Genomic DNA, 24,566 nt, shown 5'->3' with positions numbered 1-24,566 from the left:
CGCGGAGGTGAGCGGCATGTCGGGCGAGTTCCTCGGTTCGAGTGACCCTGCCTACGAGGCCAAGGTGTTGATGATCTCGGTCGCGGCGCGGATGGCGGGGATGCATCCACAGACCCTGCGCCAGTACGACCGGCTGGGGCTGGTGCAGCCCGGTCGGGCGGCCGGTGGCGGCCGTCGGTACAGCGTGCGCGACGTGGTGCTGCTGCGCGAGGTGCAGCGGCTCAGCCAGGACGACGGGATCAACCTGGCGGGCGTCAAGCGGATCATCGGGCTGGAGCGGTTGCTGGAGCAGGCGCAGCAGCGGGTGGCCCGACTGGAGGCGGAGCTGGACGCCGCGTACCGCCGGGTGGCCGAGCTGGAGTCATTGGCCCGCTTCCCGGGCAGTGACCTGGTGCCCACCAACCGCACGTCCACCGCGCTGGTGGTCTGGCGGCCCCGCCGCATGCCCGATCGCTGACCTGCTTTTCGCTGTCTCGGCCCGGTCCGCGCCGCATTTTCCGGCGCGGGTCGGGCCGCTTCCGTTAACCTGTCGATACGGGTCCAACCGGCTTAATTCGGACCCACCGGCATGGCGAGGGGGAGCGATGGCGGAGCCGGCGAAGAAGGTCGCCCAGCAGACGGAGGAACGGCTGGAGGACCTGGCCGACACCGTCCGCGAGAAGTTCGACAAGGTGACCGAGGGAAGTTTCCGGGACCGGATCGTCGAGGGGCGGTTCGCCGACCAGACCGACCACGGCGTCGACCAGGCCCGGGCCGAGACCGAACGGAAGCGCGACTGACCGGTGACCGACGTGCGGGCCGGGACCCACGGGGGGTCCCGGCCCGTTCGCGTTGGTGAGTGCGGGCCGGGACGCGGTGCTGCCGCGGCGGGGGTCCCGGCCCGTTCGCGTTGGCGTTCAGGCCCAGCTGGTGATCGTTGGCGGCTGAGCGACTCGACACGCCGGGCAGCCGACCGCTGAGCTGCCAACGATCATCGTCACGATTCCCCGCTCAGCCGAGGCGGCGGTTCTCCCGGACCAGGCCACCCTCGCACCAGTCCCGGTAGACGAAGAGATCCGGGCGGGCCAGCAGGACGCGACCGTTGTGCGCCCAGATCCTCATCAGCTCGTCACCGTCGCGCTCGGCCTGCTCGACCAGCTTGCGGAAGCGGCGCTTGGGGTGGGCACGGAAGTTCGTCCGGATGCCGTCCGCCGCGTAGATGTAGAGGCAGTGCAGCGCAAAGCGGCGCGCCGGGCAGGTCGGGTCCATGGCCAACTCGAAGAGCGTCAGGACCAGCCGGTCACCGGAGACCAGCAGATCCCAGTCGGGTGGCATGGAAGCCAACGGCACCGAATCGGGCTTGTACGCCCACGCTCGCAACTCCGCCGGAGTCGGATCGACGGGGTTGGCGAAGCCGTGGAACGTCGACTCCTGCACGCTCACCGGCCAACCTTCCGCTCTCGCCCGCGTCTGGCAACGCTGCCTGCGGACCCTGGCTGCTGCGGCGAAACGGTAACCCGCCGCCGGTTGCTGCGGTAGTACCCGCAGGGCGCAATTCGGCATCCGTCGGTAGACCTTGCCCGAACGGCCGTTCGGGTGTCCTGGCCACCGCCGTTGCCGCGCCGAGGGGCATGGCAACGGCGGTGAGCGTCAGTCGTGGATCGGAACCGCCGCCGCCCGCTGGGCCGCGGCCGCCGCGCGGGTGCGCAGCCACCGCTTGAACCACGGGAAGTCGGGCAGCCGGGCCAGCATCGGCCCGGTCACCACGGTGACGAGGACGTACGCCGTCGCCAGCGCCGCCAACCGCGGCTCGACGCTGCCGGCGGCGACCGCGAGCCCGGCGATGACGATGGAGAACTCACCACGGGGTACGAGTGCCAAACCGGCCCGCCATCGACCGGGTTCGGCGATGCCGACCCGCCGGGCCGCGAGGTAACCGGTGAGCGTCTTCGTCGCCATGGTGACCACGGCCAGCGCGAGCGCTGGCAGCAGCACCGGAGGGATGTCCCGCGGATCGGTGACCAGGCCGAAGAAGACGAAGAACACCGCCGCGAACAGGTCCCGCAGCGGAGAGAGCAGTTCGGTGGCGTGGTGCGCGACCGGGCCGGAGAGCGCGATGCCGACCAGGAACGCGCCGACCGCCGCCGAGACCTGGAGCTTCGCCGCGATGCCGGCGATCAGCAGGGTCAGACCGAGTACGCCGAGCAGCAGCGCCTCCGGGTCCTTCGCCGACAGGGCGGACGAGATCAGGTGGCCGTACCGGATGGCGACCACCAGCACGATCAGCACCGTGCCCACCGCGACGGTGAGCGCGATGCCGCCGCCGAGCAGACCGGTACCGGCCAGCACCGCGGTGACCAGCGGCAGGTAGAGCGCCATCGCCAGGTCCTCGATCACCAGGACCGAGAGGATCACCGGGGTCTCCCGGTTACCGAGTCGGCCCAGGTCGGCGAGGACCTTGGCGATCACACCGGAGGACGACACCCAGGTGATGCCGCCGAGCACCAGGGCGGCCACCCAGTCCCAGCCGAGCAGCAGGGCGAACGCGGCACCGGGCAACGCGTTGAGGACGCCGTCGATCAGCCCGGCCGGCGCGGCCGAGCGGAGGTTGCCGACAAGTTCGTTGGCGGAGTACTCCAGGCCGAGCATCACCAGCAGCAGGATGACGCCGATCTCGGCGCCGACCGCGAAGAACTCCTCGCTGGCGGCGAGCGGAAGCAGCCCGCCGTGCCCGAACGCGAGACCGGCCAGCAGGTAGAGGGGGATGGGTGAGAGACCGACGCGGCGGCTGAGCCGACCGAGGACGCCAAGCAGCAGCAGCAGCGCGCCGACTTCGACGAGCAGTGTGGTGGATTCGTGCATCCGCCTCAGCCGTCCGGGTCACTGTCGGCGAGGATGGCGGACACGCCGTCGAGACCCCTGCGGGTCCCGACAACGACCACCACGTCACCGGCCGCGAAGCGGAACGAGGGAAGCGGCGAGACGATCACCTCGCCCTCACGCAGCACCGCCACGATGGAGGCGCTGGTGCGGGTACGCGCCTTGGTGTCGCCGAGTTTCCGGTTGACGTACCGCGACCCCGCCGGGATGGCGATCTGCTCGGTGAGCAGGCCGGCGGCCTGCTCACGCAGCCCGGAGAGCTGCCCGAGCATCAGCGACGCGCCGAGGATGTCGGCCAGCGCCTCCGCCTCGTCGTCGGTCAGCGGGATGTCCGCCTGGCAGGAGTCGGGATCGTCGGGGTCGTACAGGACGAGATCCCGGCGACCATTGCGGTGGGAGACCACGCCGAGCCGACGACCGGATTCGGTCACCAGATCGTGACGCACTCCGATCCCGGGTAAGGCGGTCTGCTCGACACGTACTCGCACCCTCCAAGGCTACCGCCAAGTGAACAGAACGCAGATCTTGGCGGAACGCGCTGCGTGCTCCGGGCCGACCCACGGGATACCCCGACTTCCAGGAAGCCGAGTGGATCAACGGTCAGCGGAGGCTGGCGAAGAACTCGCGGATGTCGGCGACAAGGACATCGGTGGCCTGGTGGGCGGCGTAGTGGCCGCCGACGTCTCCTCGACCCTCGACATCGCTCTCGTACGCCGTCCACCGGACGATGTTCGTGTGGTCCCGGTCGGCGAAGCGGCGGATGGACTGGAAGTCGCCGGGGAACATGGCCAGCGCGGTCGGTGCCGTGGTCGGCTCGGTCGGCTGCTCGCCGGCGTGGGCGTCCTCCCAGTAGAAGCGGATCGCCGAGGCGGCCGTGCCGGTGAACCAGTACAGGGCCACGTTGCCCAGGATGAAGTCGGCGTCGAGGCTCTCGTCGAAGAGTTGGGCGTTCCAGGCGAGCAGCCCGACCGGTGAGTCGGCCAGCGCGAACGCCAGGGTCTGCGGCTGCTGGCTGTGCACCTGGTTGAAGGAGAACTTGTTCTCGTAGAACCACTGGAGGTGCGCGAGCGCCGCCTGGTCGGCCTCGGACAGTCCGGCGAACTCGGCCGGGTCGCCCGAGGGGAACGAGAAGAGCTGGGTGACGTGGACGCCCAGCACGTGGTCACGATCGATCCGGCCCAGCTCGGGCGCCACCATCGAGCCCGCGTCGTTGCCGACCGCGCCGTAGCTGTCGTACCCCAGTCGGTTCATCAGCTCGGCCCAGGCGCGGGCCGTGCGGTGCTGGTTCCAGCCGGCGCTGCGGGTCGGGCCGGAGAACCCGAAGCCGGGCAGCGATGGGACGACCACGTGGAAGGCCGGCGCGGTCGGGTCGGTCGGCTCGGCGAGCGGGGCGATCACGTCGAGGTACTCCAGCACCGAGCCGGGCCAGCCGTGGGTGAGCACGAGCGGGGTGGCGTCCGGCCGGGACGACCGGACGTGCAGGAAGTGGATCTGCTCGCCGTCGATGTCGGTGACGAACTGTGGGTGGGTGTTCAGCCGGGCCTCGACGGCCCGCCAGTCGAACCCGTTGCGCCAGCGGTCGGCGAGGGCGCGGACCCGGTCGGTGCTCATCCCGTACGTGTCGCCGGTACCGGGCAGGTCGGTGGGCCAGATCGTGCGGTCCAGTCGGGAAGCCAACTCGTCGAGGGCGGTCTGCGGGATCTCGACGCGGAACGGGCGGATCGCGGTGCCGGTCATGCGAGGACTCCTTCGGAACGGAATGTTTCGTTCTGCAATGACAGTAGCAGAGCGGAACGATCCGTTCCACTGTTAGTCTGAGGGCATGTCCACGACCCCTGAAAAGACGCTCGGCGGTCGCCGCGCCCAGGCCGCCCGCAACGACGAGGTGATCCTCGAAGCCGCCCGCGCCGTCTTCCTCGACGACCCGAAGGCCCCGATCGCCGCCGTCGCCGACCGCGCCGGCGTCGGCATCAGCGCCCTCTACCGGAGGTACGCGGGCAAGGAGGATCTGCTGCGCCAGCTCTGCCACGACGGGCTGCGCCGCTACGTGGCCGAGGCGGAGGCGGCGCTCGCCGAGCCGGACGACTGGGCCGCGTTCACCGGTTTCCTGACCCGTGTGGTCGACGCCGACGTGCACTCGCTCACCGTCCACCTGGCCGGCACGTTCACCCCGACCGAGGAGATGGGTCGGGACGCCGTGCGTGCCGGCGAGCTGGCCACCGCGCTGGTCGACCGGGCGCACGCCAGCGGGCGGCTGCGCGCCGACGCCGTGCCGCAGGACCTGGGCCTGCTGCTGGAGGCGTGCGCGGCGGTACGCGTACCCGATGCGGAGCGGACCCGGGAGCTGCGCCGCCGGCAGCTCGCGGTGTTGCTGGCCGGCCTGTCGACGGCGCCGGACACGGACCCGCTGCCCGGGCCGCCGCCGGCGGCCGGGGAGTTCGACTGGCGGTGGCGGCGGCGGGAGTGATGGGCGTCACAGGCTAAGGTTGAGTGGAATACGCTCAACTCTGGTTGTGTCCAACCCAATGGACAACGCCGATCCGGGGGAGCCCATGAACACCGAAAGACTCACCACCAAGAGCCGCGAAACCATCACCGGCGCCGTCGCGGTGGCCAACCAGCGTGGTCACGCCACCGTGGAGCCCTGGCACCTGCTGCTGTCCCTGCTGGACACCGACGGCTCGACCGCCGCCGGCCTGTTGCGCGCCGTCGGGAGCGACCCCGCCGAGCTGCGCCGGGCCGCCCAGCGGGCGGTCGACGCCCTGCCGGCGGCACGGGGCTCCAGCATCGCCGAGCCCACCCTGGCCCGCGAGTTCGTCAACGCCATCGGCGCCGCCGAGCAGATCGCCCGGCCGCTGGGCGACGAGTACACGTCCACCGAGCACCTGCTCGCCGGCCTGGCCCGGGTCGGCGGCGGTGTGTCCGCCGCACTGAAGTCGGCCGGTGCCACCGAGGAGGCCCTGGTCGCCGCGTTCCCCACCGTCCGGGGCGGGGACCGGCGGGTCACCACCGCCGACCCGGAGCAGACCTACCAGGCCCTCACCAAGTACGGCGTCGACCTCACCGCCAGCGCCCGCGACGGCAAGATCGACCCGGTGATCGGCCGGGACTCGGAGATCCGCCGCGTCATCCAGGTGCTCTCCCGGCGTACCAAGAACAACCCGGTGCTGATCGGCGAGCCCGGCGTCGGCAAGACCGCCATCGTCGAGGGCCTCGCCCAGCGGATCGTGGCTGGCGACGTGCCCGAGTCGTTGCGCGACAAGAAGCTCGTCTCGCTGGACCTCGGCGCGATGGTCGCCGGCGCCCAGTACCGGGGCCAGTTCGAGGAGCGGCTGAAGTCCGTCCTGGAGGAGATCAAGAACTCCAACGGGCAGGTCATCACGTTCCTCGACGAGCTGCACACCGTCGTCGGCGCCGGCAAGGGCGAGGGCTCGATGGACGCCGGCAACATGCTCAAGCCGATGCTCGCCCGCGGTGAGCTGCGGATGGTCGGCGCCACCACGCTGGACGAGTACCGCGAGCACATCGAGAAGGACCCGGCTCTGGAGCGGCGCTTCCAGCCGGTGCTGGTCGGCGAGCCGACCATCGAGGACACCATCGGCATCCTGCGCGGGCTCAAGGAGCGCTACGAGGTGCACCACGGCGTACGGATCACCGACGCCGCGCTGGTCGCCGCCGCCACCCTCTCCGACCGCTACATCACCGACCGGTTCCTGCCGGACAAGGCGATCGACCTGGTCGACGAGTCCGCGTCCCGGCTACGCATGGAGATCGACTCCCGGCCGGTCGAGGTCGACGAGATCGAGCGGGCGGTCCGCCGACTGGAGATCGAGGAAATGGCGCTGGCCAAGGAGCCGGACGACGCCTCCGCCCAGCGGCTGGAGCGGCTGCGCAAGGAGCTGGCCGACAAGCGCGAGCAGCTCACCGTGCTCTCCGAACGGTGGCAGACGGAGAAGAGCCACATCACCAAGCTCTCCACCGCCAAGGAGGAGTTGGAGCGCCTGGGCGGTGAGGCCGAGCGGGCCGAGCGCGACGGGGAGCTGGAGCGCGCCGCCGAGCTGCGCTACGGCCGGATCCCCGCGCTGAAGGTCGAGCTGACGCAGGCCGAGGAGGAACTGGCCCGGCTCCAGGCCGACGGCGCGATGCTCAAGGAGGAGGTCGGCGCCGACGACATCGCCGCGGTCGTCGCCTCCTGGACGGGCATCCCGGCCGGCCGGCTGCTGGAGGGCGAGACGGCCAAGCTGCTGCGGATGGAGGAGTCGCTGGGCGGCCGGGTGGTCGGCCAGGCCGAGGCCGTGAGCGCGGTCTCCGACGCGGTACGCCGGGCGCGGGCGGGTGTCGCCGACCCGGACCGGCCGACCGGAAGCTTCCTCTTCCTCGGCCCGACCGGTGTCGGCAAGACCGAGCTGGCCAAGGCGCTCGCCGAGTTCCTCTTCGACGACGAGCGGGCGATGGTCCGCATCGACATGAGCGAGTACGGCGAGAAGCACTCCGTGGCCCGCCTGGTCGGTGCCCCGCCCGGGTACGTCGGCTACGAGGAGGGCGGCCAGCTCACCGAGGCGGTGCGCCGCCGGCCGTACTCGGTGATCCTGCTGGACGAGGTGGAGAAGGCGCACCCGGACGTCTTCGACGTGCTGCTCCAGGTGCTCGATGACGGTCGGCTCACCGACGGCCAGGGTCGTACGGTGGACTTCCGCAACGCGATCCTGATCCTCACCTCCAACCTCGGGTCGTCGGTGATCAGCGACCTGACGCTGGCCGAGGAGCAGCGCCGGGAGGGCGTCCTCGCGGTGGTCCGGTCGCACTTCAAGCCGGAGTTCCTCAACCGGCTGGACGACATCGTGGTCTTCGCCTCGCTGCGGGGCGATGATCTGTACTCCATCGTGGACATCCAGCTGGACCGGATGCGGCGGCGGTTGGCCGACCGGCGGCTCGGCCTGGAGATCACCGATGCCGCCCGGGGCTGGCTGGCCGAGCACGGCTACGACCCGATCTACGGTGCCCGCCCGCTGCGCCGCCTGGTCCAGACCGCAATCGGAGACCAGCTGGCCAAGGCTCTGCTCAGCGGAACGATCCGAGACGGCGACACGGTAAAGACAGACCTCAACACCAGCTCAAACACCCTCACAGTAACCCCGGCCTAACCCAGCCCCACCCCGGCCTGATCACGGTGATCAAGAGGTTTGCGTCAATGAGACGTCTTCTCATGACGCAAACCTCTTGATCAACAGGGTGAGAGGTGGGCCGGCGGGGAAAGGTGGAAGCCATGTTCGGGATGCGGAACGCTTGGGAGCGGGACCTTCGTGCGGCCGTCGACGAGTTGGTGGGGGCCGACACGCTCGCCTTCGGTGGGGTGGGGATCGCCGGCACGCTGCTGCCGGTGACCGAGGCGTACCACCGGGTCGCGGCCGCCCTCGACGACCACCCCGAGGAGGTACGCCGGCAGCTCGACCGGGTGCTCGCCGAGGGGTCACCCGCCGGCCGGGCGTACGCGGCCACGCTGCTGGAACGGATCGATCCGGAGGCCGCCCGGGCGACCTGGACGTCGCTGCGCGACGACCCGACCGAGTTCACCACCTTCGTCGGCTGCGTGATGGACCGGGAAACCCTCGGCAACTACGCCACCCACCGCCTCGCCTCAGCATGATCCATTCGCCGGTCGGCGTTGCCCGATCGGTCCTGCCGGTGGCCGTTGACCTTCCGTACGTTGCGAGCCATGAGCCCGCCCGCCACCGCACCCCGGCTGCCCCGGCCCGCCACCGTGACCATCGCCTTCTGGCTGCAACTCGCCGTGGTGCTGGTCCTGCTCGGCCTGGCCGCGCTGACGGTCGTCGAGACGGTGCACTTCGACAACCAGATCGACCGCGCGGTGCGGCTGGTGCCGGACGCCGACCCGGCGGAGGTGGCCGGCGAGCGACAGGGCAACGTCGCGATGGGGTTCATCCTCGGCGTACCGGCTCTGCTGCTCGCGGTGTGGCTGGCGGTCACCGCCCTCCCGGTCTGGCGAGGTGGGAACCTGGCGCGGATCCTGGTCTTCGTCGCCAGTGGCGCGCAACTGCTGGTCTGCGTCGCACAGTGCTGCTCCGGCGGGTTCATCGTGCCCCTGCTGACGACACGAGAGATCGATGCGGAGTCGGTGCCCGAGTCGGCCGACGAGTGGGACACGTCGACGTTCTTCGACACGCTCTACTCCGGCACCGACCCCTGGGACGACCTGTTCTTCCCCGCGGCCGGGCTGGGTGTGCTCACCGTGTTGACGCTCTCCACGGCCGTCGTCCTGCTGCTGGCGTTGCCGCCGGCGAACCGCTGGTTCGTGCCGGGCACCGCGCTTCCCACTCCGGCGTGGGCGTCGCCCGTCCCCGGCTACGCCCCGACCGCCTATCTGCCGACCGGCTACGGGTATCCCGGCCTGCCGGGCTTCCTGCCCCCGCAGCAGCCGGTCCCGCCCGGCTACCTGATCTGTCCCGACCCGGCCGCACACCTGACGCCGGGTGCGGCACCTGCGCCGGGCGCGGCCTCCGCGCCGCCCGGACCGCCGGTGCCGCCCGACGACGCCCGCTAGACGAGTTGTTCCGAATTCCGGTTAGTGGTCGTAGGCGATCAGTGACCGGGTGACGGGCGCGCTGGTCTTGTTGTTGTGCCAGATCGCCGCTGTCATGGCGAGCAGGCGTTGGGCGACACGGACGGCCACACCGGCGAAGGTCCGTCCGCCGTGTTGTTCCAGGTCAAGCTGGCCCTTGAGGGTGTCGTTCACCGACTCGATCAGTTGTCGGACCTTCTTGAGCATCGGCTCGCCGTAGCGGGTCTTCTCCTTCTTGCGGGACGGGCGCAGTAGTTCGATGCCCTGTTCGGCCAACTGCCGCTCGAACGGCGTGGAGGCGAATCCCTTGTCGCTGATCAGCAGGATCCCGTCGTGCTCGGCCACCACGGCGGCCTCGACGTCGAGCATCGCGGCGAGGACCTCTCGCTCGCCGATCTTCGGGTTCGCCAGGGCCCACAGGATCGGCATCCCGGTCGGGGTGCAGACCAGGTAGAGCCGGAGGCCCCAGAAGAAGCGGGAATGGGAGGCGCAGTAGCCGTATCCGGCCCAGCCGGCCAGGTCCGAACGCTGCGCCGTCGGGCGCGACATGCCGCAGGGTATCGGGGTGGAATCGACGATCCAGTGGTTGTCGAACCAGAAGTCACTGTCGCGCGCCAGGTCCCGGATCACCTTCTTGACCAGCGGAAGCGCCGCACGGAGCCGCTTGTTGTAGCCCGGCCGCTGCGGCAGGTAGGCAAACATGCCGGCGAGATGAATACGGGCGTAGCGGATCCAATGCGCTTCCGAGCGGGCGCCGAGCAGGACCTGCGCCACCGCGAGGCATACCAGTTCGGAGTCGGTCAACAGCGGCGGCCGGCCCCGCCACCGGGGCGTGCGGATGCTGTCGTCGATCTTCACGTACAGTGCGGTCAAGAGGGTATCCAGGTCTTGCGTCACAACATGATCTTGGATGCCCTCTCTTCATGCCCAGACATCGACCCCTGACTTCGGAACTACTCGTCTAGCTGAGCTGTCGGCCACAGCACGGGCCTTCCTGGTACCGACGGTTGTTACCGTCTGCGCCGACGTACCTGGGGAGGTGGTCGGGTGGACGCGCTGGTGACGTACCTGGTGGGGGCGGTAGCCGTACTCGCGGTGGTCGTCGTGGTCGCACGGGCCCGGCGGGGGGCTGCGGCCCGGTCCGGCGGCCAGCCGGCGGAGTCGCCGCGCGGTGGTCCACACCGTCTGGCCCTGGGCGACCGCGTGCGGATCCGCCAACAGGAGTACGTCGTGAGCGGCACCATCCGTCTCGTCGAGGGGGACTGGAGCTGGGTGCAGCACCTGCTCGACGACGAGTCCGGCAGCCGGCACCGGCTCTCCGTGGAGGATGGCCCCGAACTGGAGCTGGTGCTCTGGACCGCGGAGCCCGGTGCGGCCGTCAGCCCGGGTGCCCCGACGATCGACCTCGACGGGCGGCGCTACACCTGGTCCGAAACCGGGCAGGCGCGCTACACCGCCAGAGGCGAGACGGACCTGCCGTCATCCGGCACGATGCGCTACCACGACTACCAGTCCGGCGGCGCCGCGCGGCTCTCCTTCGAGGCGTACGGCGAGGAGGGCTGGAGGGTGGCCCGCGGTGACCTGCTCGACCTCGCCGACCTGACGATCCGACCTCCCGTCGAGGAGCACTGAGCCGATCGGGTGGACGCGCCGGCCCGCCACGGCATGCCGGAGTGGCCGGTTGTCGATACGGTGTGGGCGCGATCTTAGGGAAGGAGAATCGTGGTCGATACCCAGAGCACGCCGGCCCGTCAGCGGCCATCCATCGTGTCGATTTCCAGTTACCTGCTGTTCCTGTTCCTCGCGTGCCAGGTGATCAGCCTGATCATCACGCTGAGCACCGCCGGCAAGATACGTGACGCGATCAGCGACGCGTACGCGGGCAGTTCCCTCGAGAACGCCGATCAGATCGCGGACGTCGCCTTCGCCTTCATCGTCGGCGTCAGCATCCTGCTGCTCCTGCTCGCGGTTGTGCTGGGCGTCCTGGCCCTGTTCAACAACCAGGGCCGCAACGGTTCCCGGATCACCACCTGGATCGTCGGTGGCATCCTGGTCTGCTGCACGGGTGGCAGCCTCCTCAGCGGGGCGGGCGGCGGCAGCTTCACCACCGGTGGGGACACCGCTGGTGCACCGAGCGGCGAGGAGGTCCAGCGTCGCATCGAGGAGGCTGTGCCCTCCTGGACCACCCCGGTCAGCCTTTTGCTCGGCGTGGTCAGCATCATCGCGCTGCTCACGGCGCTGATCCTGCTGGCGCTGCCGAAGGCCAACGCGTTCTTCCGCAAGCCCGCCGCGGGCTGGGAGCCGCCAACCCCGGGCGCCAGCTACCCGGGTTACCCGCAGGCGCCGGGCCAGCCGGGCTACCCGCAGTCCACCGGCGAGCCGGGCTACCCGCAGTCCACCGGCGAGCCGGGCTACCCGTCGGCACCGGCGCCGGGGCAGCCGGGTAATCCGCCGTCCAGTGCGGATCGGCCCGACGACACGCCGCCGGCCGACCGTCCCGGCACGACCCCGCCGTCGAGTTGACGGCTCGATAAGCACGACGCCGACGATCCCTCCGAGTAGGTTGCAACCCGACGCCTACCGGAGGGATTCGTCGTGTCGTACCCCGAATCGGCGCCGGCCCGACGGCCCGCCGTGGTCCTGCTGGCCACGGCGGTGTTGTTGGTGATGGCGGTCGCCGCGCTCGCGTACACCGTCGTCGACCTGGCGGTGCTGGGGCGGACGGTGGACGCGTTCCGTTCGGCCGCCCGCGGCACGTCGGCGAGCCCGCGGCAGATCGACGACGTGGTGACCCTGCTGCGGGTGTCCGCGGTGCTGTCGGCGGTGGTGGCGGCGTTCTCCGCGATCCTGCTCCCCGGTCTGGCTCTCGGCCTGCTGGCCGGTCGGCGCGGCGTCCGGGTGGCCACCTGGGTCGTCTGTGGGCTCGGTCTGCTCGCCGGCTGCTGCAGCGTGGCGGTGCTCATCGGCGAGCGGGCCGCCCCGCTGCGACTGGGTGACGGTGAACGGGCCACCGCCGAGTTGCTGGGCCTGATCGCGGACGCGTACCCGTCGTGGTGGATTCCGGTCAACGCCGGGCTTTCCGTGGCGCAGGGCCTCGGTTACCTTGTGGTAGCCGCGTTGCTGGCGCTGCCGGCGGCGAGCACCTGGTTCGGTCGGCATCGCCCGTCGGCGCCGACCGTGTCGTCCGCTCCGCCCGGGTTTCCGCCCGCCCCGTACCAGCCGCAGCCCCCGTATCCGCCCAGGTGAGGACCGCCCGTGACGCTCGACCCCTCCAGTGCCGAGCGACGGGCCCTGGTCACCGGCGCCACCGCCGGCATCGGTGCGGCGTTCGCTCGGCGGCTGGCCTCCGACGGCTGGCACCTGGTGTTGGTCGCCCGGGACGCGGCCCGACTGACCGAGTTGGCCGACGAGTTGCGGTCCCGGTACGGCCGCGAGGTGGAGACCCTGTCGGCGGACCTGTCCACGGACGACGGCTGCGATGTCGTCGAGCGGCGACTGGGCGACGGTAGCCCGGTGCAGTTGCTGGTCAACAACGCCGGCATCAGCCTGAACAAGCCGTTCCTGCGTTCCACCGCCGAGGACGAGGCGCGCCTGCTGCGGCTCAACGTGCACGCGGTCATGCGGCTGACCCTCGCGGCCCTGCGACCGATGACCGAACGACGGGATGGGGCAGTGATAAATGTCTCTTCGGTCGCGGGATTCGGCGCGGTGATGCCCGGGTCGACCTACTCGGCCAGCAAGGCGTGGGTCACCAACTTCAGCGAGTCCGTCGGCCAGTCGGCGCGGCCGTTCGGCGTACGCGTGATGGCTCTCTGCCCCGGCTACACCCGCACCGAATTCCACCAACGGGCCGGCATCAACATGTCGAAGACACCCGAGTGGATGTGGCTGAAAGCCGAGGACGTGGTCGACGAAGCCCTGCGTGACCTGGGCAAAGGCAAGTTGGTCAGCATCCCGGCGTGGAAGTACAAGGTGGCCGTCGCCGGTCTGCGGCACGCGCCGCGCCGGCTGCTCCAGGCCGTCTCCCGGGACACGCGCGGTCGGATCGGTCGCGACGCCAGCTGAGCCCGCACGGTCGTTCGGCGCCCGGTCGTCGAAGTCGTGACGTTGGCGCGACGCAACCGGGCCGGTCGCTGAGCGTAGTCGAACATCGCCAACCATCGGTGCCTCACTGGGCTGATCGGGGTGGGCCGTTCACACGACGTCCAGACTTGCGCAGTAACCTCTATCGCCATGGGGGACCACGACGACCTGCGTAAATTCATTACCGACCTGGCTGTGGTCCACGGCCGGGTCGTGCTGTCCTCGGGGCGCGAGGCGGACTGGTACGTCGATTTGCGACGTGTCACGCTCCATCACCAGGCTGCTCCGTTGGTCGGCCGGGTGTTGCTCGACCTCACCGCCGACTGGGAGTACGACGCCGTCGGCGGGCTCACCCTGGGCGCGGACCCGATCGCGCTCTCGATGCTGCACGCCGCCGCTCCGACCGGTCGTGCTCTGGACGCCTTTGTGGTGCGCAAGGCGGGCAAGGCGCACGGTCTTCAGCGACGGATCGAGGGACCGGAGGTGGCCGGCCGCCGGGTGTTGGCGGTGGAGGACACGTCGACGACGGGCGGAAGTGTGTTGACCGCGGTCGAGGCGCTTCGTGAGGCCGGAGCCGAAGTCGTGGGCGTGGCGGTTATTGTTGATCGAGGTGCCGGCGACGCGGTGCGAGCCGCCGGATTGCCGTACCGGGCGGCCTATACGTTGGCTGACCTCGGCCTTGTGGCGTAAAAGTTTACCGATTCGGATCTGCTGATATGCAGGCGGATCGATGCTGCTGGTGGAAGGATGGAATACGTGGGAACTGCGTTGGCCGAAATGACTATGCCTCAGATCTCGCCGCTTAACGGCGAGCCGATCGAACGTGCCGATGCCGAGCGTCTCGCGGGGGTCCTCAAGGCCCTTGCCGATCCTGCTCGGCTGCGGCTGCTCAGCCTGATCCAGTCGGCCCCCGAGGGCGAGGCGTGCGTCTGTGACCTGACCGCGCCCCTCGGCCTCTCCCAGCCGACGGTCAGTCACCACCTGCGCATCCTCACCGAGGCTGGCTTGCTGCAGCGGGAGAAGCGCGGTGTCTGGGCGTATTACAGCCTGGTCCCGAGTGCGATCGCGACGATCGCGGACCTGCTGACCCCGCCGCGTAAGCGGGCCACCAAGAAGGCTCGCTGACGTAGGCGCTGCGCACCGTCCCACTCCGGGGCGGTGTCCGGTGGCGAGCCAGGGGTGGCGTCACCGGTCGCTGACACCTGCTCGGCCCCGGTCGCACCGCCGGAGGCCGAGTCCGACATGCCGACGGCCGACCCCCACATCAGGGGGCCGGCCGTCGTCGTACGCGCGCCTCAGCGCTCCTGGCCGTGCTCCGGACGCCGACGGTCCTGCGGGTGCTCGTCGTGGTCGAATGCCTCACGGACCGCCTCCACCGCGCCGGCCGCGCTGGCCGCCGCGACCACGGCGACCGCCTCGCCGCGCTTGCGGGCCCGCCGGTCACGCAGGAACTCGAAGAAGATCGGCAGCACCGAGATCACGATGATCAGGGCCACCACCGGCAGGATGTAGTGGTCGATCTTGTCGCCGATGGCCTGGTAGATCTGCTCGGCCAACAAGTAGCCGATCAGCAGGATGCCGTCCACCCAGAGCACCGCGCCGACGATGTTCCAGATCAGGAACTGCCGGGCCGGCATGCCCAGCGCGCCGGCGACCGGGTTGAGGAAGGTGCGGACGATCGGAATGAAGCGCGCCAGCACCACGGCCTTCGCCGGGCCGAACTTCTGGAAGTAGTACTCCGCCTTCTCCACGTACTCCTTCTTGAAGAGCCGGGAATTCGGCCGCTCGAACATCGGCCGCCCGTACCGCGAACCGAGCCAGTGCCCCAGCTGCGCGCCGACGACCGCGCAGATCGGCCCACCGATGAGCAGGCCGACCAGGGAGAGGCGGGTGCCGTCGCCGAAGATGGCGTCCGCCACCGGCGAGGCGGCCACCCCGGCGAGGAACAGCAGCGAGTCCCCCGGGAAGAAGAAGCCCACCAGCAGGCCGGTCTCGGCGAAGAGGATCACCCAGACGCCGATCAGCCCGAAGGTCTGCAACAGCTCCTTGGGATCGAGCGGGTTCAGGGCGACGCTCTCCGTGAGAGCGCGGGTCTTCTCAGCTGTGTCCACGGCCACAAAGGGTACCGAAGTCCGGGTGTCGCACCGCGCCGGACCGGGTCAATCGCACCGTTGATCAGTGGTATCGCCCCGCCAGCGTGACGGTCAGCGGTAGTCGTCCTCGTCGCCGGTGACCACTCGGGCCTGCTCCATCGCGTCCCAGTCGTCGACCTCCAGGCCGCGGTGTGGCTCACCGTCGACGTCGGCGGGGCCGGCGACGGTGGCCTGCTCGACCGCGTCGGCCGGATCCGCCTCGGGGTCGCGTTCGTTCGCGGTGAGGTGGTCGCCGGGGGTGAAGTCCTCGTCGGGCTGACCCATTGTCTCTCCCGGGGGTCTTGAGGGCATGGACCCACCCACCGTACGGGCTGTGCCGGTGCGACGCCGGAAAGCCGAGTCGGCGGAATCAGCCCTCGGTGGTGCGCGCCGGTGCCAGGATGGGGCCGTGGGCTTCCTCATCCGACTGGCGATCACCGCGGTCGCGTTGTGGATAACCACGCTGATCGTGCCCGGGGTCGACGTGCACGGCCGCTCGGGCGGCAACACCGTCCTCACGCTGATCGTGGTCGCTCTGATCTTCGGCGTGATCAACGCGGTGCTCAAGCCCGTCATCAAGGTCGTCGGCTGCGTGTTCTACCTGCTGACCCTGGGCCTGTTCGCGCTGGTGGTCAACGCGCTGCTCTTCCTGCTCACCGACCGGATAGCGCGCGGGCTGGACCTTCCGTTCCAGGTGGACGGTTTCTGGCCGGCGTTCTGGGGAGCCATCGTGATGACCGTGGTCACGTGGCTGATCAGCGTCATCGTGCCGGACAACCTGGACCGCCGGTGAACGGCCGGCACCCGGGTCGGTTGTTCCGGCGCACCTCACCTACGGGATACTTCCGGCGGAGGACAGCGCGGTCCGGCGCACAAATGAACAACAGCGGCCAGCACGGCCGAGAGTGGTAAGTAAGGAGCGCATCACATGCCCATCGCTTCCCCCGAGGCTTACGCGGAGATGCTGGACCGCGCCAAGGCTGGCCGGTACGCGTACCCCGCGATCAACGTGACCTCCTCCCAGACGCTGAACGCGGCGCTCAAGGGCTTCGCCGACGCGGAGAGCGACGGCATCATCCAGGTCTCGACCGGTGGCGCCGAATACCTCTCCGGCCCCTCGATCAAGGACATGGTCACCGGTGCGGTCGCGTTCGCCGCGTACGCGCACGAGGTGGCCAAGAAGTACCCGGTCAACATCGCTCTGCACACCGACCACTGCCCGAAGGACAAGCTGGACGGCTTCGTGCGTCCGCTGATGGCCATCTCGCAGGAGCGGGTGAAGCGCGGCGAGCAGCCGCTGTACCAGTCGCACATGTGGGACGGCTCGGCCGTTCCGGTCGCCGAGAACCTGCAGATCGCCTCCCAGCTGCTCGACGAGGCCGCCAAGGGCAAGATCGTCCTTGAGATCGAGGTCGGCGTCGTCGGTGGCGAGGAGGACGGCGTCGAGAACGCCATCAACGACAAGCTCTACACCACCGTCGAGGACGGCCTGGCCATGGTCGACGCGCTCGGCCTGGGCGAGAAGGGCCGCTACATGGCGGCGCTGACCTTCGGCAACGTGCACGGCGTCTACAAGCCGGGCAACGTCAAGCTCCGCCCGGAGATCCTCAACCAGATCCAGGAGGCGGTCGGCGCCAAGTACGGCAAGGACAAGCCGCTCAGCCTGGTCTTCCACGGCGGCTCCGGCTCCCTGCTGAGCGAGATCCGCGAGGCTCTGGACTACGGCGTGGTGAAGATGAACATCGACACCGACACCCAGTACGCCTTCACCCGCCCCGTCGCGGACCACATGCTCCGCAACTACGACGGCGTGCTGAAGATCGACGGCGAGGTGGGCAACAAGAAGCAGTACGACCCGCGTACCTGGGGCAAGGCCGCCGAGGCCGGCCTGGCCGCCCGGGTCGTCGAGGCGTGCGAGCACCTGCGCTCCACCGGCACCTCGATGTCCAAGTAACAGCGTTCGACCGACGGCCGGTTCCCCCGCGGGGGAACCGGCCGTCGCCGTCAGCTCGTCAGCACGCGCACGGCCTCGCGTACGTCGTCGGTGAGGTGGATCGTCGCCGACAGGTCACCGAACGGTGAGGCGGCCAGCAGCGGGCGCAACAACGCCTCCACCGGCAGTTCGGTGGTCCAGTAGCCGCGGTCCAGGAAGACGTACGCGCCACTGGCCCCGTCGGTGCCGTAGTAGGTCTTCGTGGCCGCCTGGAACACCTCCTGCACCGTGCCCGCCCGCCCCGGGGCGAAGACGATGCCGCCCCGGGCGAGCCGCAGGATGGTGTCCTCCCGGATCGCGTTCGAAAAGTACTTGGCGATCCGGCCGGCGAACAGGTTCGCCGGCTCGTGCCCGTACAGCCAGGTCGGGATCGCCAACCCACCGGCCCGCGCCCAGCCCGCGTCGGTGCCGCGCTGCCGGGGCACGCCCGCGTACCGCTGCCGGACCGCCAACGCCGCCGCCGTGTACCGGTGGTGGTCGGTGAAGTCGGGTGCCGTGGCCAGCAGGTCGATCGCCGCCGTCACCTCCGCCGCCGGCCGGTCCGCCAGGTACGCGCCGAGGTTCGCCGCCTCCATCACCCCGGGTCCGCCGCCGGTCACCACCAGCCGGTCGGCCCGCGCCAGCTCCCAACCCAGCACGGCCGCCATCCGGTACGCCGGACTGCCCCGCCGCACCGCGTGCCCGCCCATGATGCCGACCACCGACTGCGGGCCGTACGCGGCCAGCCAGGCCCGGGTGGCGTCGCCCAGCGCGTTGTCCACGCCGTGATCGTGCAGGCGCTGGCCGAGCGCCTCCTTGACGTCCGGCAGCGCGCCGCCGTGCGCCCGGTAGTGCTCGTACACCCGGGTGTCGTACATCCCGGCGAACCCGCCCTCGGCGAACCCGGCGGCCAGGTCCTCCGGGCTGTAGAGGTGCGTCGGCTGGGTCGGGTACGGCAGCCCGGAGAACGGCGGCACCACGTTCGCGCCGCGCCGGACCAGGTCCGCGCCGACGTCCCGGGAGGCGAACCGGCAGCCCACGAAGAGGGTGCCGGTGACCTCGACCCCGGTCAGGTCGGGCAACGGATCAAGGTCGAGGCGCAGCCCCTGCACCGTCAGGCCGGTCAGTCGGCCGGTGGTCAACTGCCGATCCAACTCCTCGCGGGTCTGGATCTCGTTGGCGTGCGGGTGCGGCTCGATGACGTCCGCGGGAGGTGGGGTCGGCACCCGGCAATCCTGCCTCCTTGGTGGTGCCCGCCAAACCTCGGGCCGGTGGTGCAACGACAGGAGCCCGGTGGTCGTGGCCACCGGGCTCCTGCGTAACCGGGTCCTGGGGAGGCTCCGGACCATTAGTTGTAGTGGATAACACCTGGCCGCGGCATAGGCCACAGGCGTGAGCAAACCCTCAGCCGTTCAGCCGAACGCGTCAGCCGACCCGCTCGCGTGTCGCCCTGTCCAGCGGGTTGAATGGGGCGATGCAGAACCTTTTGCCAGAGCCACCGGCCACCCTTCTGCCCGCGCACGACGAGGCTGACGCCGCCCTGGCCGCCGCCGAGGAGGCCGGCACCGACGAGGCGTTCACCGAGGTCGCGGCCCACTTCCCGACGTACAGCGCGGCCTGGGCCGCGCTCGCGGCGCGGGCGTTCGCGCAGGGCCAGGTGGTGACGGGGTACGCCTACGCGCGCACCGGCTACCACCGCGGCCTGGACCAGCTGCGCCGCAGCGGCTGGAAGGGGCACGGCCCGGTGCCGTGGTCGCACGAGCCGAACCGCGGCTTCCTGCGCTGCCTGTACGTCCTGTCTCGGGCCGCCGACGAGATCGGCGAGGCCGACGAGGCGGCCCGCTGCGCCCAGTTCCTGCGCGACTGCGACCCGTCGGCGGCGGACGCGCTGGCCAGCAACTGACACCCGTCCGAAGGCCGGCCCGGCGTCGGGCCGGCCTTCGGAGGGCTACAGCCCTTCGGCGACCGCGGCGGCGATCTTCAGCCAGGCGTCCCGGGTGGCCGAGGAGAGCCCGCCGTACCGGATCGGCTCGCCACTGTCGATGAGCCGCTCGTACGGGGCCAGCAGCACCGCCCGGGTACGGGCCGCGAAGTGCTCCTGGATCGCCGGCAGGTCGATCTCCTTGCGCGACGGCGGCATCGACACCACGGTCACCGCCTGCCGGACCAGCCGTTGCCGGCCGCTCTGCTCCAGGTGGTCGAGCATCCGGGCAGCGGTCTCCGCCGAGTCGTTACGGGCGGACATGGTGACCACCAGCTGATCGGTGGCGTCCATCGACGCCTGCCAGTTCTGCGCGCGCACGTTGTTGCCGGTGTCCACGAAGATCAACTTGTAGAACCGGCTGACCACCTCACGGATCTCGGCGAACGCGGCCGCCGTGAGCATCTCGCCGCCGGTGGCCGACTCGTCCGAGGCCAGCACGTCGAACATCCCCTCGCCCTGCGAGCGGACGTACTGCGACAGGTCACCGACCCGCCCGTGCGCACCCTGGAACTGCCCGAGGTCACGCAGCATGTCCCGCACCGTGCGGGAGTGGAAGTCCTGCTGGGCCCGCATCCCGAGGGTGCCCTGAGTCTCGTTGTTGTCCCAGGCCAGCACGTAACCGCCGCGCTTCTGACCGAACGTCATCGCGAGCAGCAGGATGGCCACCGTCTTGCCGGCGCCGCCCTTCGGGTTGACCACGGTCACCTGCCGCAGCCCGCCGAAGTTGCGGCGCACCATCTCGATGTCCCGCTTGAGCTCCTGCTCGTGCCGCCCCGGTGAGAGCCGGAGCAGACCCATCTTGTTGACCACCGCCCGTACGCCCATGGTCGCCACCGGGTCGGGCGGACGGACCTGCCGCCGCCGGGCGAAGTCCTCGGCGGTCGGCGCGGCGGTGCTCTCCGGCGCCCAGGCGGCGTCCGGATAACCGGTGGCCGGCACCCGGGTCACCCCGTCGGCCTCCTGGTACTGCGGCGGCGGTGGCGGAACCCCGGGCGTGCCCTGCTGCCACGGCGGCGGATACCAGCCCGGCGACGGGGGGAACGGCCCCGGCGGAGGGGTCGCCGGCCCAGCCTGCGGCGGCACGGCCCCGCCATGCGCCGGGTCGCCGAACTGCGACGGGTCCGGTGGCGGCGGCAGCGGGACCTGACCGGGGATCGTCGGAGAGTACGACTGACCGGTGTACGTCTGCGCCCCGCCCGCCTGCGGAACGGCCGGGCCACCGGACAGCGGCGGCGGCACGCTGGGAGGGGCCGGGATCGGAGGCGGCGGGGTGGCCGCCGCGTCGGAGGGTGGCTCGGGCGCGCTGGCCGGCCGCTGCGGTGGATACGCCCACGGTGACTCGGCGGTCGGCCGCGCGGCGCCGACCGCGGACCCGTCCTCCCCGGCGTCACCACCCCGCGAGGCCACCGGTGCGGTCGCTGCGGCTGCGGTGCCCCCGGCCGTCGCCGATCCGGTCGCTGCCGCCGATCCGGTCGCTGCCGCCGATCCGGCGGCTGTCGTTGGTCCTGCCGCCGGCCTGGCGGCTGTCGCAGGCCCGTCCGTCGTCGTGGGTCCGGCCGCTGTCGTGTCGCCTGCCGTCGTGCCCGCCGGGGCTGGTGTCGCTGGGCCTGCTGTCGCCGCGTTCGGACCGGCGGCGTTGGGACTGGCGGCGCGCGGGTTGCCGCCCGCGCCGGAATTGGTGGCGGGCTCAGCGGCCGGTCGGTCCAGGGAGAACGGCAGGTCCAGGTCGACGCCGCCCGACACGATCGGAGGGGCGGGGACGGTCGAGCCCGAGGTCCCTTGCGGCGTCGGCGCGCCGTCTTTCGGCACGACCGGGGTGCCAGGTGCGGGGACTCCGGCCCCGCCCGCCAGGTCGTTGCTCGCCGGCCGGGACGAGCCGGTCGAGGTGCCACCCGTCGTGCCACCCGTCGGGCCGGTCGTCGGCCCGCCGTTCGGCGGCACGGTCGGGTCGGCCGGCGGAGGCCAGCTCGGCTGCGCCGGGGCCCAGCCCGACCCCGGGCTGTTCACTCCCCAACCGCCGGGTGCCGGTACCGCGCCGGTGAGCGACGGATAGTCCGACGGTGACGGTGGAGGCATCGCCGGTGCCCCGGGCTGCCCGGGAACCGGCGGCCGGCCGATCGGCGGCGCGGCCACCGGTGGCGTCACCGGCGACTGCGCGGTCGTCGGCGGCGCGCCCCGCTGCTCGGCCACGGCCGCCCACGGCGGCACCACGCCACCCGCGCCCGCGTCGGCTGGATCCGGTGGCCAGAGTGGTTCGATGTCCCGCTCCGGCACCGGCTGCTGGCCGGGCTTCCGCGCCCGGTCGGCGTTCTCGTCCATTACGGCCCTCCCCAGTCCTCCTGCGAGGATAGGCGCACCGGCCGAACGGGGCCGGTCGACGCAGCCGGGTCAGCTCGACCAGACCGCCCACGCACCCGGTTCGACCCACCAGGACCGCTTCCGGGTCAGCTCACCCTCGACTCCGTCGTCGAGGTAGGGCACCTTCCCCTCCCTGGGCAGCACCGACACGGCCCGCCCGCGAGCCCGACGGACCTCCAGGCGTACCCGCTTGCGACCCAACGCCGACCGGACGACCACCGGCACGGCCACCGCGACCTCGACCTGGCCGTCGGCCGGGTCCGGCGCGGCCAGCAGCCTGACTTCGTCGAGCGTCGCGTACCCGCCGGCGTTGCCCACCGCGCAGGCCAGCAACGGTTCGTCACCGTTGGTGAGGATGGTGTCGTCCACCTCGACCCGGGCCCGCCAGTGCAGCGGCCGGCCGGCATCGTCGGCGGCGCCGAGCAGAGCGCCGTCCAGGGTCACCGAGCCGCCGTCGTTGCGCAGCAGGTCCAGTCGGCGTGGCGTGCCGTCCAGCACCGCGGCGGCCACCGCCGCCGGGCCGCGGGGCAACCCGAGCTGCGCGGCCAGGTCCCGGTGGGTGCCGCCACGAGCCGGGTCGAGCGGGAGTACGGCCACCGGAGGCAGATCGGGCAGTGTCCGGTTACCGGGCAGGTCCGCCGGGCGGCGACTCGGCGCTGGCGCGTACCGCCGGACCAGCCGGCGCAGCACGGCGCGCAACTGCCCGTCGCTGGCCGTGGCGACGACCAGCCGGGTCTTGCTGTCCGGGTCGGGCCAGGTCAGGCCGTCGGGGCGGGCCGGGCCGTCGAACAGCGCCAACACCTCGTCGATCTCCGCGTCGGAGCGGGCGGTGACCGTCTGCACCCGGGCACCGCGGGCGTTCAGCGCGTCGGCGCAGGCCAGCACGGGAACTCGGGGCCGATCGGTGACGCACCGCTCGTCGTCGGAGGTCGTCGGGCCGGGTCGGGCCTCGGTCGTCGGGCCGCTCTCGGTCGTCGGGCCGCTCTCGTTGTCGGTCACACCGCCGCAGCAGGCTCCGCCGCTGCCGCAGGCCCCGGGAGCGTCCCGCTCCGAGCCGAGGGTGAGCAGCACCACGTCGTACACCGAAGGAGCCTCCTGCCTATCGCCGCGACCCCTGCCGGCCGCGCCGTCACTACTTGTTAACCTGACACCCCGGGCTCGCCGAGCGGTCGCCACCTGGCACCCGAGCCTTCTGGAGGCGGAAAAGATGCCAGCGATCGTGCTCATCGGCGCTCAGTGGGGCGACGAGGGCAAGGGCAAGGTTACCGACCTGCTGGGTGAGCGGGTCGACTACGTCGTGCGCTACTCCGGCGGCAACAACGCCGGACACACGGTGATCACCCCGGACGGCCAGAAGTACGCGCTGCACCTGATGCCCTCCGGCGCGCTGTCACCGAGCGCGATGATCGTCATCGGCAACGGTGTGGTGGTCGACCCGAAGGTGCTGCTCGCCGAGATCGACGGTCTGGCCGAGCGGGGCGTCGACGTGTCCCGGCTGCGGATCTCCGGTGACGCACACCTCATCATGCCGCACCACCGGGCACTGGACCGGGTGGTCGAGCGGTACCTCGGCTCGTCCCGGATCGGCACCACCGGCCGTGGCATCGGCCCGGCGTACGGCGACAAGGTCGCCCGGATGGGCATCCGACTTCAGGACCTGCTCGACCCGGGCATCCTGCGCAAGAAGCTGGAACTCGCGCTGCGCGAGAAGAACCAGATGCTGTTCAAGGTCTACAACCGCAAGGCCATCGACCTTGAGGCGACCGTCGAGGAGTACCTGGCGTACGCGGAGCGGCTCAAGCCGTACATCGCGGAGACCCGGGCCATGCTCTGGGACGCCCTGGACCGGGACGAGACGGTGCTCCTGGAGGGCGCCCAGGCCACCATGCTGGACATGGACCACGGCACGTACCCCTTCGTGACCTCGTCCAACCCGACCGCCGGTGGTGCGTGCGTGGGCGCCGGCATCCCGCCCACCGCGATCAGCAAGGTCATCGCGGTGAGCAAGGCGTACACCACCCGGGTCGGCTCCGGGCCGTTCCCCACCGAGCTGTTCGACTCCAACGGCGCGCACCTGCGCAAGATCGGCGCGGAGTACGGCACCACCACCGGCCGGGAACGCCGCTGCGGGTGGTTCGACGCCGTCGTGGCCCGGTACGCCTGCCGCCTCAACGGCGTCACCGACCTGGTCATCACCAAGCTGGACGTCCTCACCGGGCTGGCCAAGGTGCCGATCTGCGTCGGCTACGAGATCAACGGCCAGCGGGTCGACGACATGCCGATGAGCCAGACGGACTTCCACCACGCCACGCCCATCTACGAGGAACTCGACGGCTGGTGGGAGGACATCACCAAGGCAAGAACCGCCGATGACCTCCCGGAGAACGCCCGTCGCTACATCGCCCGCATCGAGGAGCTCTGCAAGACCAAGGTGAGCGTCGTAGGCGTAGGCCCCGGCCGAGAAGAAAACGTCCTCCTCCACCCCCTCCTCCCCTAACCCGAACCCCACTCCATCTTGGTGATCAAGAGGTTTGCGTCAATTTCGAGCGGAAATTTGACGTAAACCTCTTGATCACCGGAGTAGGAGCGGGGTGGGTG

At 71.0% G+C, this 24,566-nt stretch carries 26 protein-coding genes; 16 read left to right on the top strand and 10 right to left on the bottom strand.

Annotation, left to right across the window (positions count from 1 at the left end; translation table 11 throughout):
- Positions 1-16 precede the first annotated feature (16 nt).
- Both O7620_RS24335 and O7620_RS24330 read left to right on the top strand, forming a co-directional pair.
- Positions 17-457 (top strand): helix-turn-helix transcriptional regulator, encoded by a 441-nt coding sequence (locus tag O7620_RS24335; RefSeq protein WP_151492650.1) that lies wholly within the window; start codon positions 17-19, stop codon positions 455-457.
- 127 nt (positions 458-584) lie between these two features.
- Positions 585-779 (top strand): hypothetical protein, encoded by a 195-nt coding sequence (locus O7620_RS24330; protein WP_151492648.1) that lies wholly within the window; start codon positions 585-587, stop codon positions 777-779.
- Between the two features lie 211 nt (positions 780-990).
- Here the strand turns inward: O7620_RS24330 and O7620_RS24325 are convergent, their stop codons facing one another.
- From O7620_RS24325 to O7620_RS24310, 4 genes are all read right to left on the bottom strand, one after another.
- Positions 991-1,422, bottom strand: a complete 432-nt coding sequence (locus O7620_RS24325) for a hypothetical protein (protein ID WP_151491008.1) — start codon at positions 1,420-1,422, stop codon at positions 991-993.
- Between the two features lie 207 nt (positions 1,423-1,629).
- Positions 1,630-2,841 (bottom strand): cation:proton antiporter, encoded by a 1,212-nt coding sequence (locus O7620_RS24320; RefSeq protein ID WP_151491007.1) that lies wholly within the window; start codon positions 2,839-2,841, stop codon positions 1,630-1,632.
- Between the two features lie 5 nt (positions 2,842-2,846).
- Positions 2,847-3,347: a TrkA C-terminal domain-containing protein gene (locus tag O7620_RS24315; protein WP_278125342.1), complete on the bottom strand. Its 501-nt coding sequence runs from the start codon at positions 3,345-3,347 to the stop codon at positions 2,847-2,849.
- Between the two features lie 112 nt (positions 3,348-3,459).
- Positions 3,460-4,596 carry an epoxide hydrolase family protein gene (locus tag O7620_RS24310; protein ID WP_278125341.1) on the bottom strand — a complete coding sequence of 379 codons (1,137 nt, stop codon included), beginning with the start codon at positions 4,594-4,596 and terminating at the stop codon, positions 3,460-3,462.
- 85 nt (positions 4,597-4,681) lie between these two features.
- Here O7620_RS24310 and O7620_RS24305 point away from each other — a divergent pair, with 85 nt between their 5' ends.
- The 4 genes from O7620_RS24305 (at position 4,682) to O7620_RS24290 (ending at position 9,421) form a co-directional block, all read left to right on the top strand.
- Positions 4,682-5,326 (top strand): helix-turn-helix domain-containing protein, encoded by a 645-nt coding sequence (locus tag O7620_RS24305; protein ID WP_278125340.1) that lies wholly within the window; start codon positions 4,682-4,684, stop codon positions 5,324-5,326.
- Between the two features lie 85 nt (positions 5,327-5,411).
- On the top strand, positions 5,412-8,003 hold the full coding sequence (clpB, locus tag O7620_RS24300; protein ID WP_151491003.1) for an ATP-dependent chaperone ClpB: 2,592 nt from the start codon (positions 5,412-5,414) through the stop codon (positions 8,001-8,003).
- Positions 8,004-8,125: 122 nt separating this feature from the next.
- Positions 8,126-8,506 carry a nucleotidyltransferase family protein gene (locus tag O7620_RS24295; RefSeq protein WP_151491002.1) on the top strand — a complete coding sequence of 127 codons (381 nt, stop codon included), beginning with the start codon at positions 8,126-8,128 and terminating at the stop codon, positions 8,504-8,506.
- Positions 8,507-8,575: 69 nt separating this feature from the next.
- Positions 8,576-9,421 carry a hypothetical protein gene (locus tag O7620_RS24290; RefSeq protein ID WP_278125339.1) on the top strand — a complete coding sequence of 282 codons (846 nt, stop codon included), beginning with the start codon at positions 8,576-8,578 and terminating at the stop codon, positions 9,419-9,421.
- A 21-nt stretch (positions 9,422-9,442) separates the two neighbouring features.
- On the opposite strand, the gene O7620_RS24285 is transcribed toward O7620_RS24290, so the two are convergent.
- The gene (locus tag O7620_RS24285; RefSeq protein ID WP_278125338.1) at positions 9,443-10,336 is read right to left on the bottom strand and encodes an IS982 family transposase; all 894 of its coding nucleotides are present in this window, start codon (positions 10,334-10,336) and stop codon (positions 9,443-9,445) included.
- A 150-nt stretch (positions 10,337-10,486) separates the two neighbouring features.
- Here O7620_RS24285 and O7620_RS24280 point away from each other — a divergent pair, with 150 nt between their 5' ends.
- The 6 genes from O7620_RS24280 to O7620_RS24255 all read left to right on the top strand — a co-directional run bounded on the left by O7620_RS24280 (position 10,487) and on the right by O7620_RS24255 (position 14,647).
- Entirely contained in the window at positions 10,487-11,071 is a 585-nt protein-coding gene (locus tag O7620_RS24280) for a DUF4178 domain-containing protein (RefSeq protein ID WP_278125337.1), read from the top strand.
- Positions 11,072-11,161: 90 nt separating this feature from the next.
- Positions 11,162-11,962 (top strand): hypothetical protein, encoded by an 801-nt coding sequence (locus O7620_RS24275; RefSeq protein ID WP_278125336.1) that lies wholly within the window; start codon positions 11,162-11,164, stop codon positions 11,960-11,962.
- Between the two features lie 72 nt (positions 11,963-12,034).
- Complete coding sequence (locus O7620_RS24270; protein WP_278125335.1) at positions 12,035-12,685, top strand: hypothetical protein; 651 nt, start codon at positions 12,035-12,037, stop codon at positions 12,683-12,685.
- Positions 12,686-12,694: 9 nt separating this feature from the next.
- Entirely contained in the window at positions 12,695-13,504 is an 810-nt protein-coding gene (locus O7620_RS24265) for an SDR family oxidoreductase (RefSeq protein ID WP_151490997.1), read from the top strand.
- Positions 13,505-13,672: 168 nt separating this feature from the next.
- A complete protein-coding gene (pyrE, locus tag O7620_RS24260) occupies positions 13,673-14,212 on the top strand; it encodes an orotate phosphoribosyltransferase (protein ID WP_151490996.1) in 540 nt (179 codons plus the stop codon).
- A 57-nt stretch (positions 14,213-14,269) separates the two neighbouring features.
- Positions 14,270-14,647 (top strand): metalloregulator ArsR/SmtB family transcription factor, encoded by a 378-nt coding sequence (locus O7620_RS24255; protein ID WP_030332125.1) that lies wholly within the window; start codon positions 14,270-14,272, stop codon positions 14,645-14,647.
- Between the two features lie 170 nt (positions 14,648-14,817).
- Here the strand turns inward: O7620_RS24255 and O7620_RS24250 are convergent, their stop codons facing one another.
- Together O7620_RS24250 and O7620_RS24245 are read right to left on the bottom strand one after the other, a co-directional pair.
- Positions 14,818-15,639, bottom strand: a complete 822-nt coding sequence (locus O7620_RS24250; protein ID WP_151490995.1) for a DedA family protein — start codon at positions 15,637-15,639, stop codon at positions 14,818-14,820.
- Between the two features lie 87 nt (positions 15,640-15,726).
- The gene (locus O7620_RS24245) at positions 15,727-15,939 is read right to left on the bottom strand and encodes a hypothetical protein (RefSeq protein WP_151490994.1); all 213 of its coding nucleotides are present in this window, start codon (positions 15,937-15,939) and stop codon (positions 15,727-15,729) included.
- 124 nt (positions 15,940-16,063) lie between these two features.
- Here O7620_RS24245 and O7620_RS24240 point away from each other — a divergent pair, with 124 nt between their 5' ends.
- Positions 16,064-16,447, top strand: a complete 384-nt coding sequence (locus O7620_RS24240) for a phage holin family protein (protein ID WP_151490993.1) — start codon at positions 16,064-16,066, stop codon at positions 16,445-16,447.
- A 135-nt stretch (positions 16,448-16,582) separates the two neighbouring features.
- Entirely contained in the window at positions 16,583-17,608 is a 1,026-nt protein-coding gene (fbaA, locus tag O7620_RS24235) for a class II fructose-bisphosphate aldolase (RefSeq protein ID WP_278125333.1), read from the top strand.
- Between the two features lie 50 nt (positions 17,609-17,658).
- Here the strand turns inward: fbaA and O7620_RS24230 are convergent, their stop codons facing one another.
- A complete protein-coding gene (locus tag O7620_RS24230) occupies positions 17,659-18,852 on the bottom strand; it encodes a hypothetical protein (protein ID WP_278125331.1) in 1,194 nt (397 codons plus the stop codon).
- Between the two features lie 248 nt (positions 18,853-19,100).
- On the opposite strand from O7620_RS24230, the gene O7620_RS24225 reads away from it, so the two are divergent.
- Positions 19,101-19,529, top strand: a complete 429-nt coding sequence (locus O7620_RS24225; RefSeq protein ID WP_151490991.1) for a DUF3151 domain-containing protein — start codon at positions 19,101-19,103, stop codon at positions 19,527-19,529.
- Between the two features lie 45 nt (positions 19,530-19,574).
- On the opposite strand, the gene O7620_RS24220 is transcribed toward O7620_RS24225, so the two are convergent.
- Positions 19,575-21,929: a chromosome partitioning protein gene (locus O7620_RS24220; RefSeq protein ID WP_278125330.1), complete on the bottom strand. Its 2,355-nt coding sequence runs from the start codon at positions 21,927-21,929 to the stop codon at positions 19,575-19,577.
- Positions 21,930-21,998: 69 nt separating this feature from the next.
- Positions 21,999-23,051: a hypothetical protein gene (locus tag O7620_RS24215; protein WP_278125328.1), complete on the bottom strand. Its 1,053-nt coding sequence runs from the start codon at positions 23,049-23,051 to the stop codon at positions 21,999-22,001.
- Between the two features lie 124 nt (positions 23,052-23,175).
- Here O7620_RS24215 and O7620_RS24210 point away from each other — a divergent pair, with 124 nt between their 5' ends.
- Positions 23,176-24,465: an adenylosuccinate synthase gene (locus O7620_RS24210; protein WP_278125326.1), complete on the top strand. Its 1,290-nt coding sequence runs from the start codon at positions 23,176-23,178 to the stop codon at positions 24,463-24,465.
- The last annotated feature ends 101 nt before the right edge of the window (positions 24,466-24,566 follow it).

The sequence above is a fragment of the Micromonospora sp. WMMD710 genome (genome assembly GCF_029626045.1).
Taxonomy (GTDB): domain Bacteria; phylum Actinomycetota; class Actinomycetes; order Mycobacteriales; family Micromonosporaceae; genus Micromonospora.
This window is presented reverse-complemented; position numbering and strand designations above follow the sequence as displayed.

Coding starts and splice junctions, on each gene's coding strand:
- O7620_RS24310 (WP_278125341.1), bottom strand. CDS start 4,596: ATGACCGGCACCGCGATCCGCCCGTTCCGCGTCGAGATCCCGCAGACC.
- O7620_RS24295 (WP_151491002.1), top strand. CDS start 8,126: ATGTTCGGGATGCGGAACGCTTGGGAGCGGGACCTTCGTGCGGCCGTC.
- clpB (WP_151491003.1), top strand. CDS start 5,412: ATGAACACCGAAAGACTCACCACCAAGAGCCGCGAAACCATCACCGGC.
- pyrE (WP_151490996.1), top strand. CDS start 13,673: ATGGGGGACCACGACGACCTGCGTAAATTCATTACCGACCTGGCTGTG.
- O7620_RS24290 (WP_278125339.1), top strand. CDS start 8,576: ATGAGCCCGCCCGCCACCGCACCCCGGCTGCCCCGGCCCGCCACCGTG.
- O7620_RS24305 (WP_278125340.1), top strand. CDS start 4,682: ATGTCCACGACCCCTGAAAAGACGCTCGGCGGTCGCCGCGCCCAGGCC.
- O7620_RS24210 (WP_278125326.1), top strand. CDS start 23,176: ATGCCAGCGATCGTGCTCATCGGCGCTCAGTGGGGCGACGAGGGCAAG.
- fbaA (WP_278125333.1), top strand. CDS start 16,583: ATGCCCATCGCTTCCCCCGAGGCTTACGCGGAGATGCTGGACCGCGCC.
- O7620_RS24225 (WP_151490991.1), top strand. CDS start 19,101: ATGCAGAACCTTTTGCCAGAGCCACCGGCCACCCTTCTGCCCGCGCAC.
- O7620_RS24245 (WP_151490994.1), bottom strand. CDS start 15,939: ATGGGTCAGCCCGACGAGGACTTCACCCCCGGCGACCACCTCACCGCG.
- O7620_RS24330 (WP_151492648.1), top strand. CDS start 585: ATGGCGGAGCCGGCGAAGAAGGTCGCCCAGCAGACGGAGGAACGGCTG.
- O7620_RS24220 (WP_278125330.1), bottom strand. CDS start 21,929: ATGGACGAGAACGCCGACCGGGCGCGGAAGCCCGGCCAGCAGCCGGTG.
- O7620_RS24335 (WP_151492650.1), top strand. CDS start 17: ATGTCGGGCGAGTTCCTCGGTTCGAGTGACCCTGCCTACGAGGCCAAG.
- O7620_RS24255 (WP_030332125.1), top strand. CDS start 14,270: ATGGAATACGTGGGAACTGCGTTGGCCGAAATGACTATGCCTCAGATC.
- O7620_RS24320 (WP_151491007.1), bottom strand. CDS start 2,841: ATGCACGAATCCACCACACTGCTCGTCGAAGTCGGCGCGCTGCTGCTG.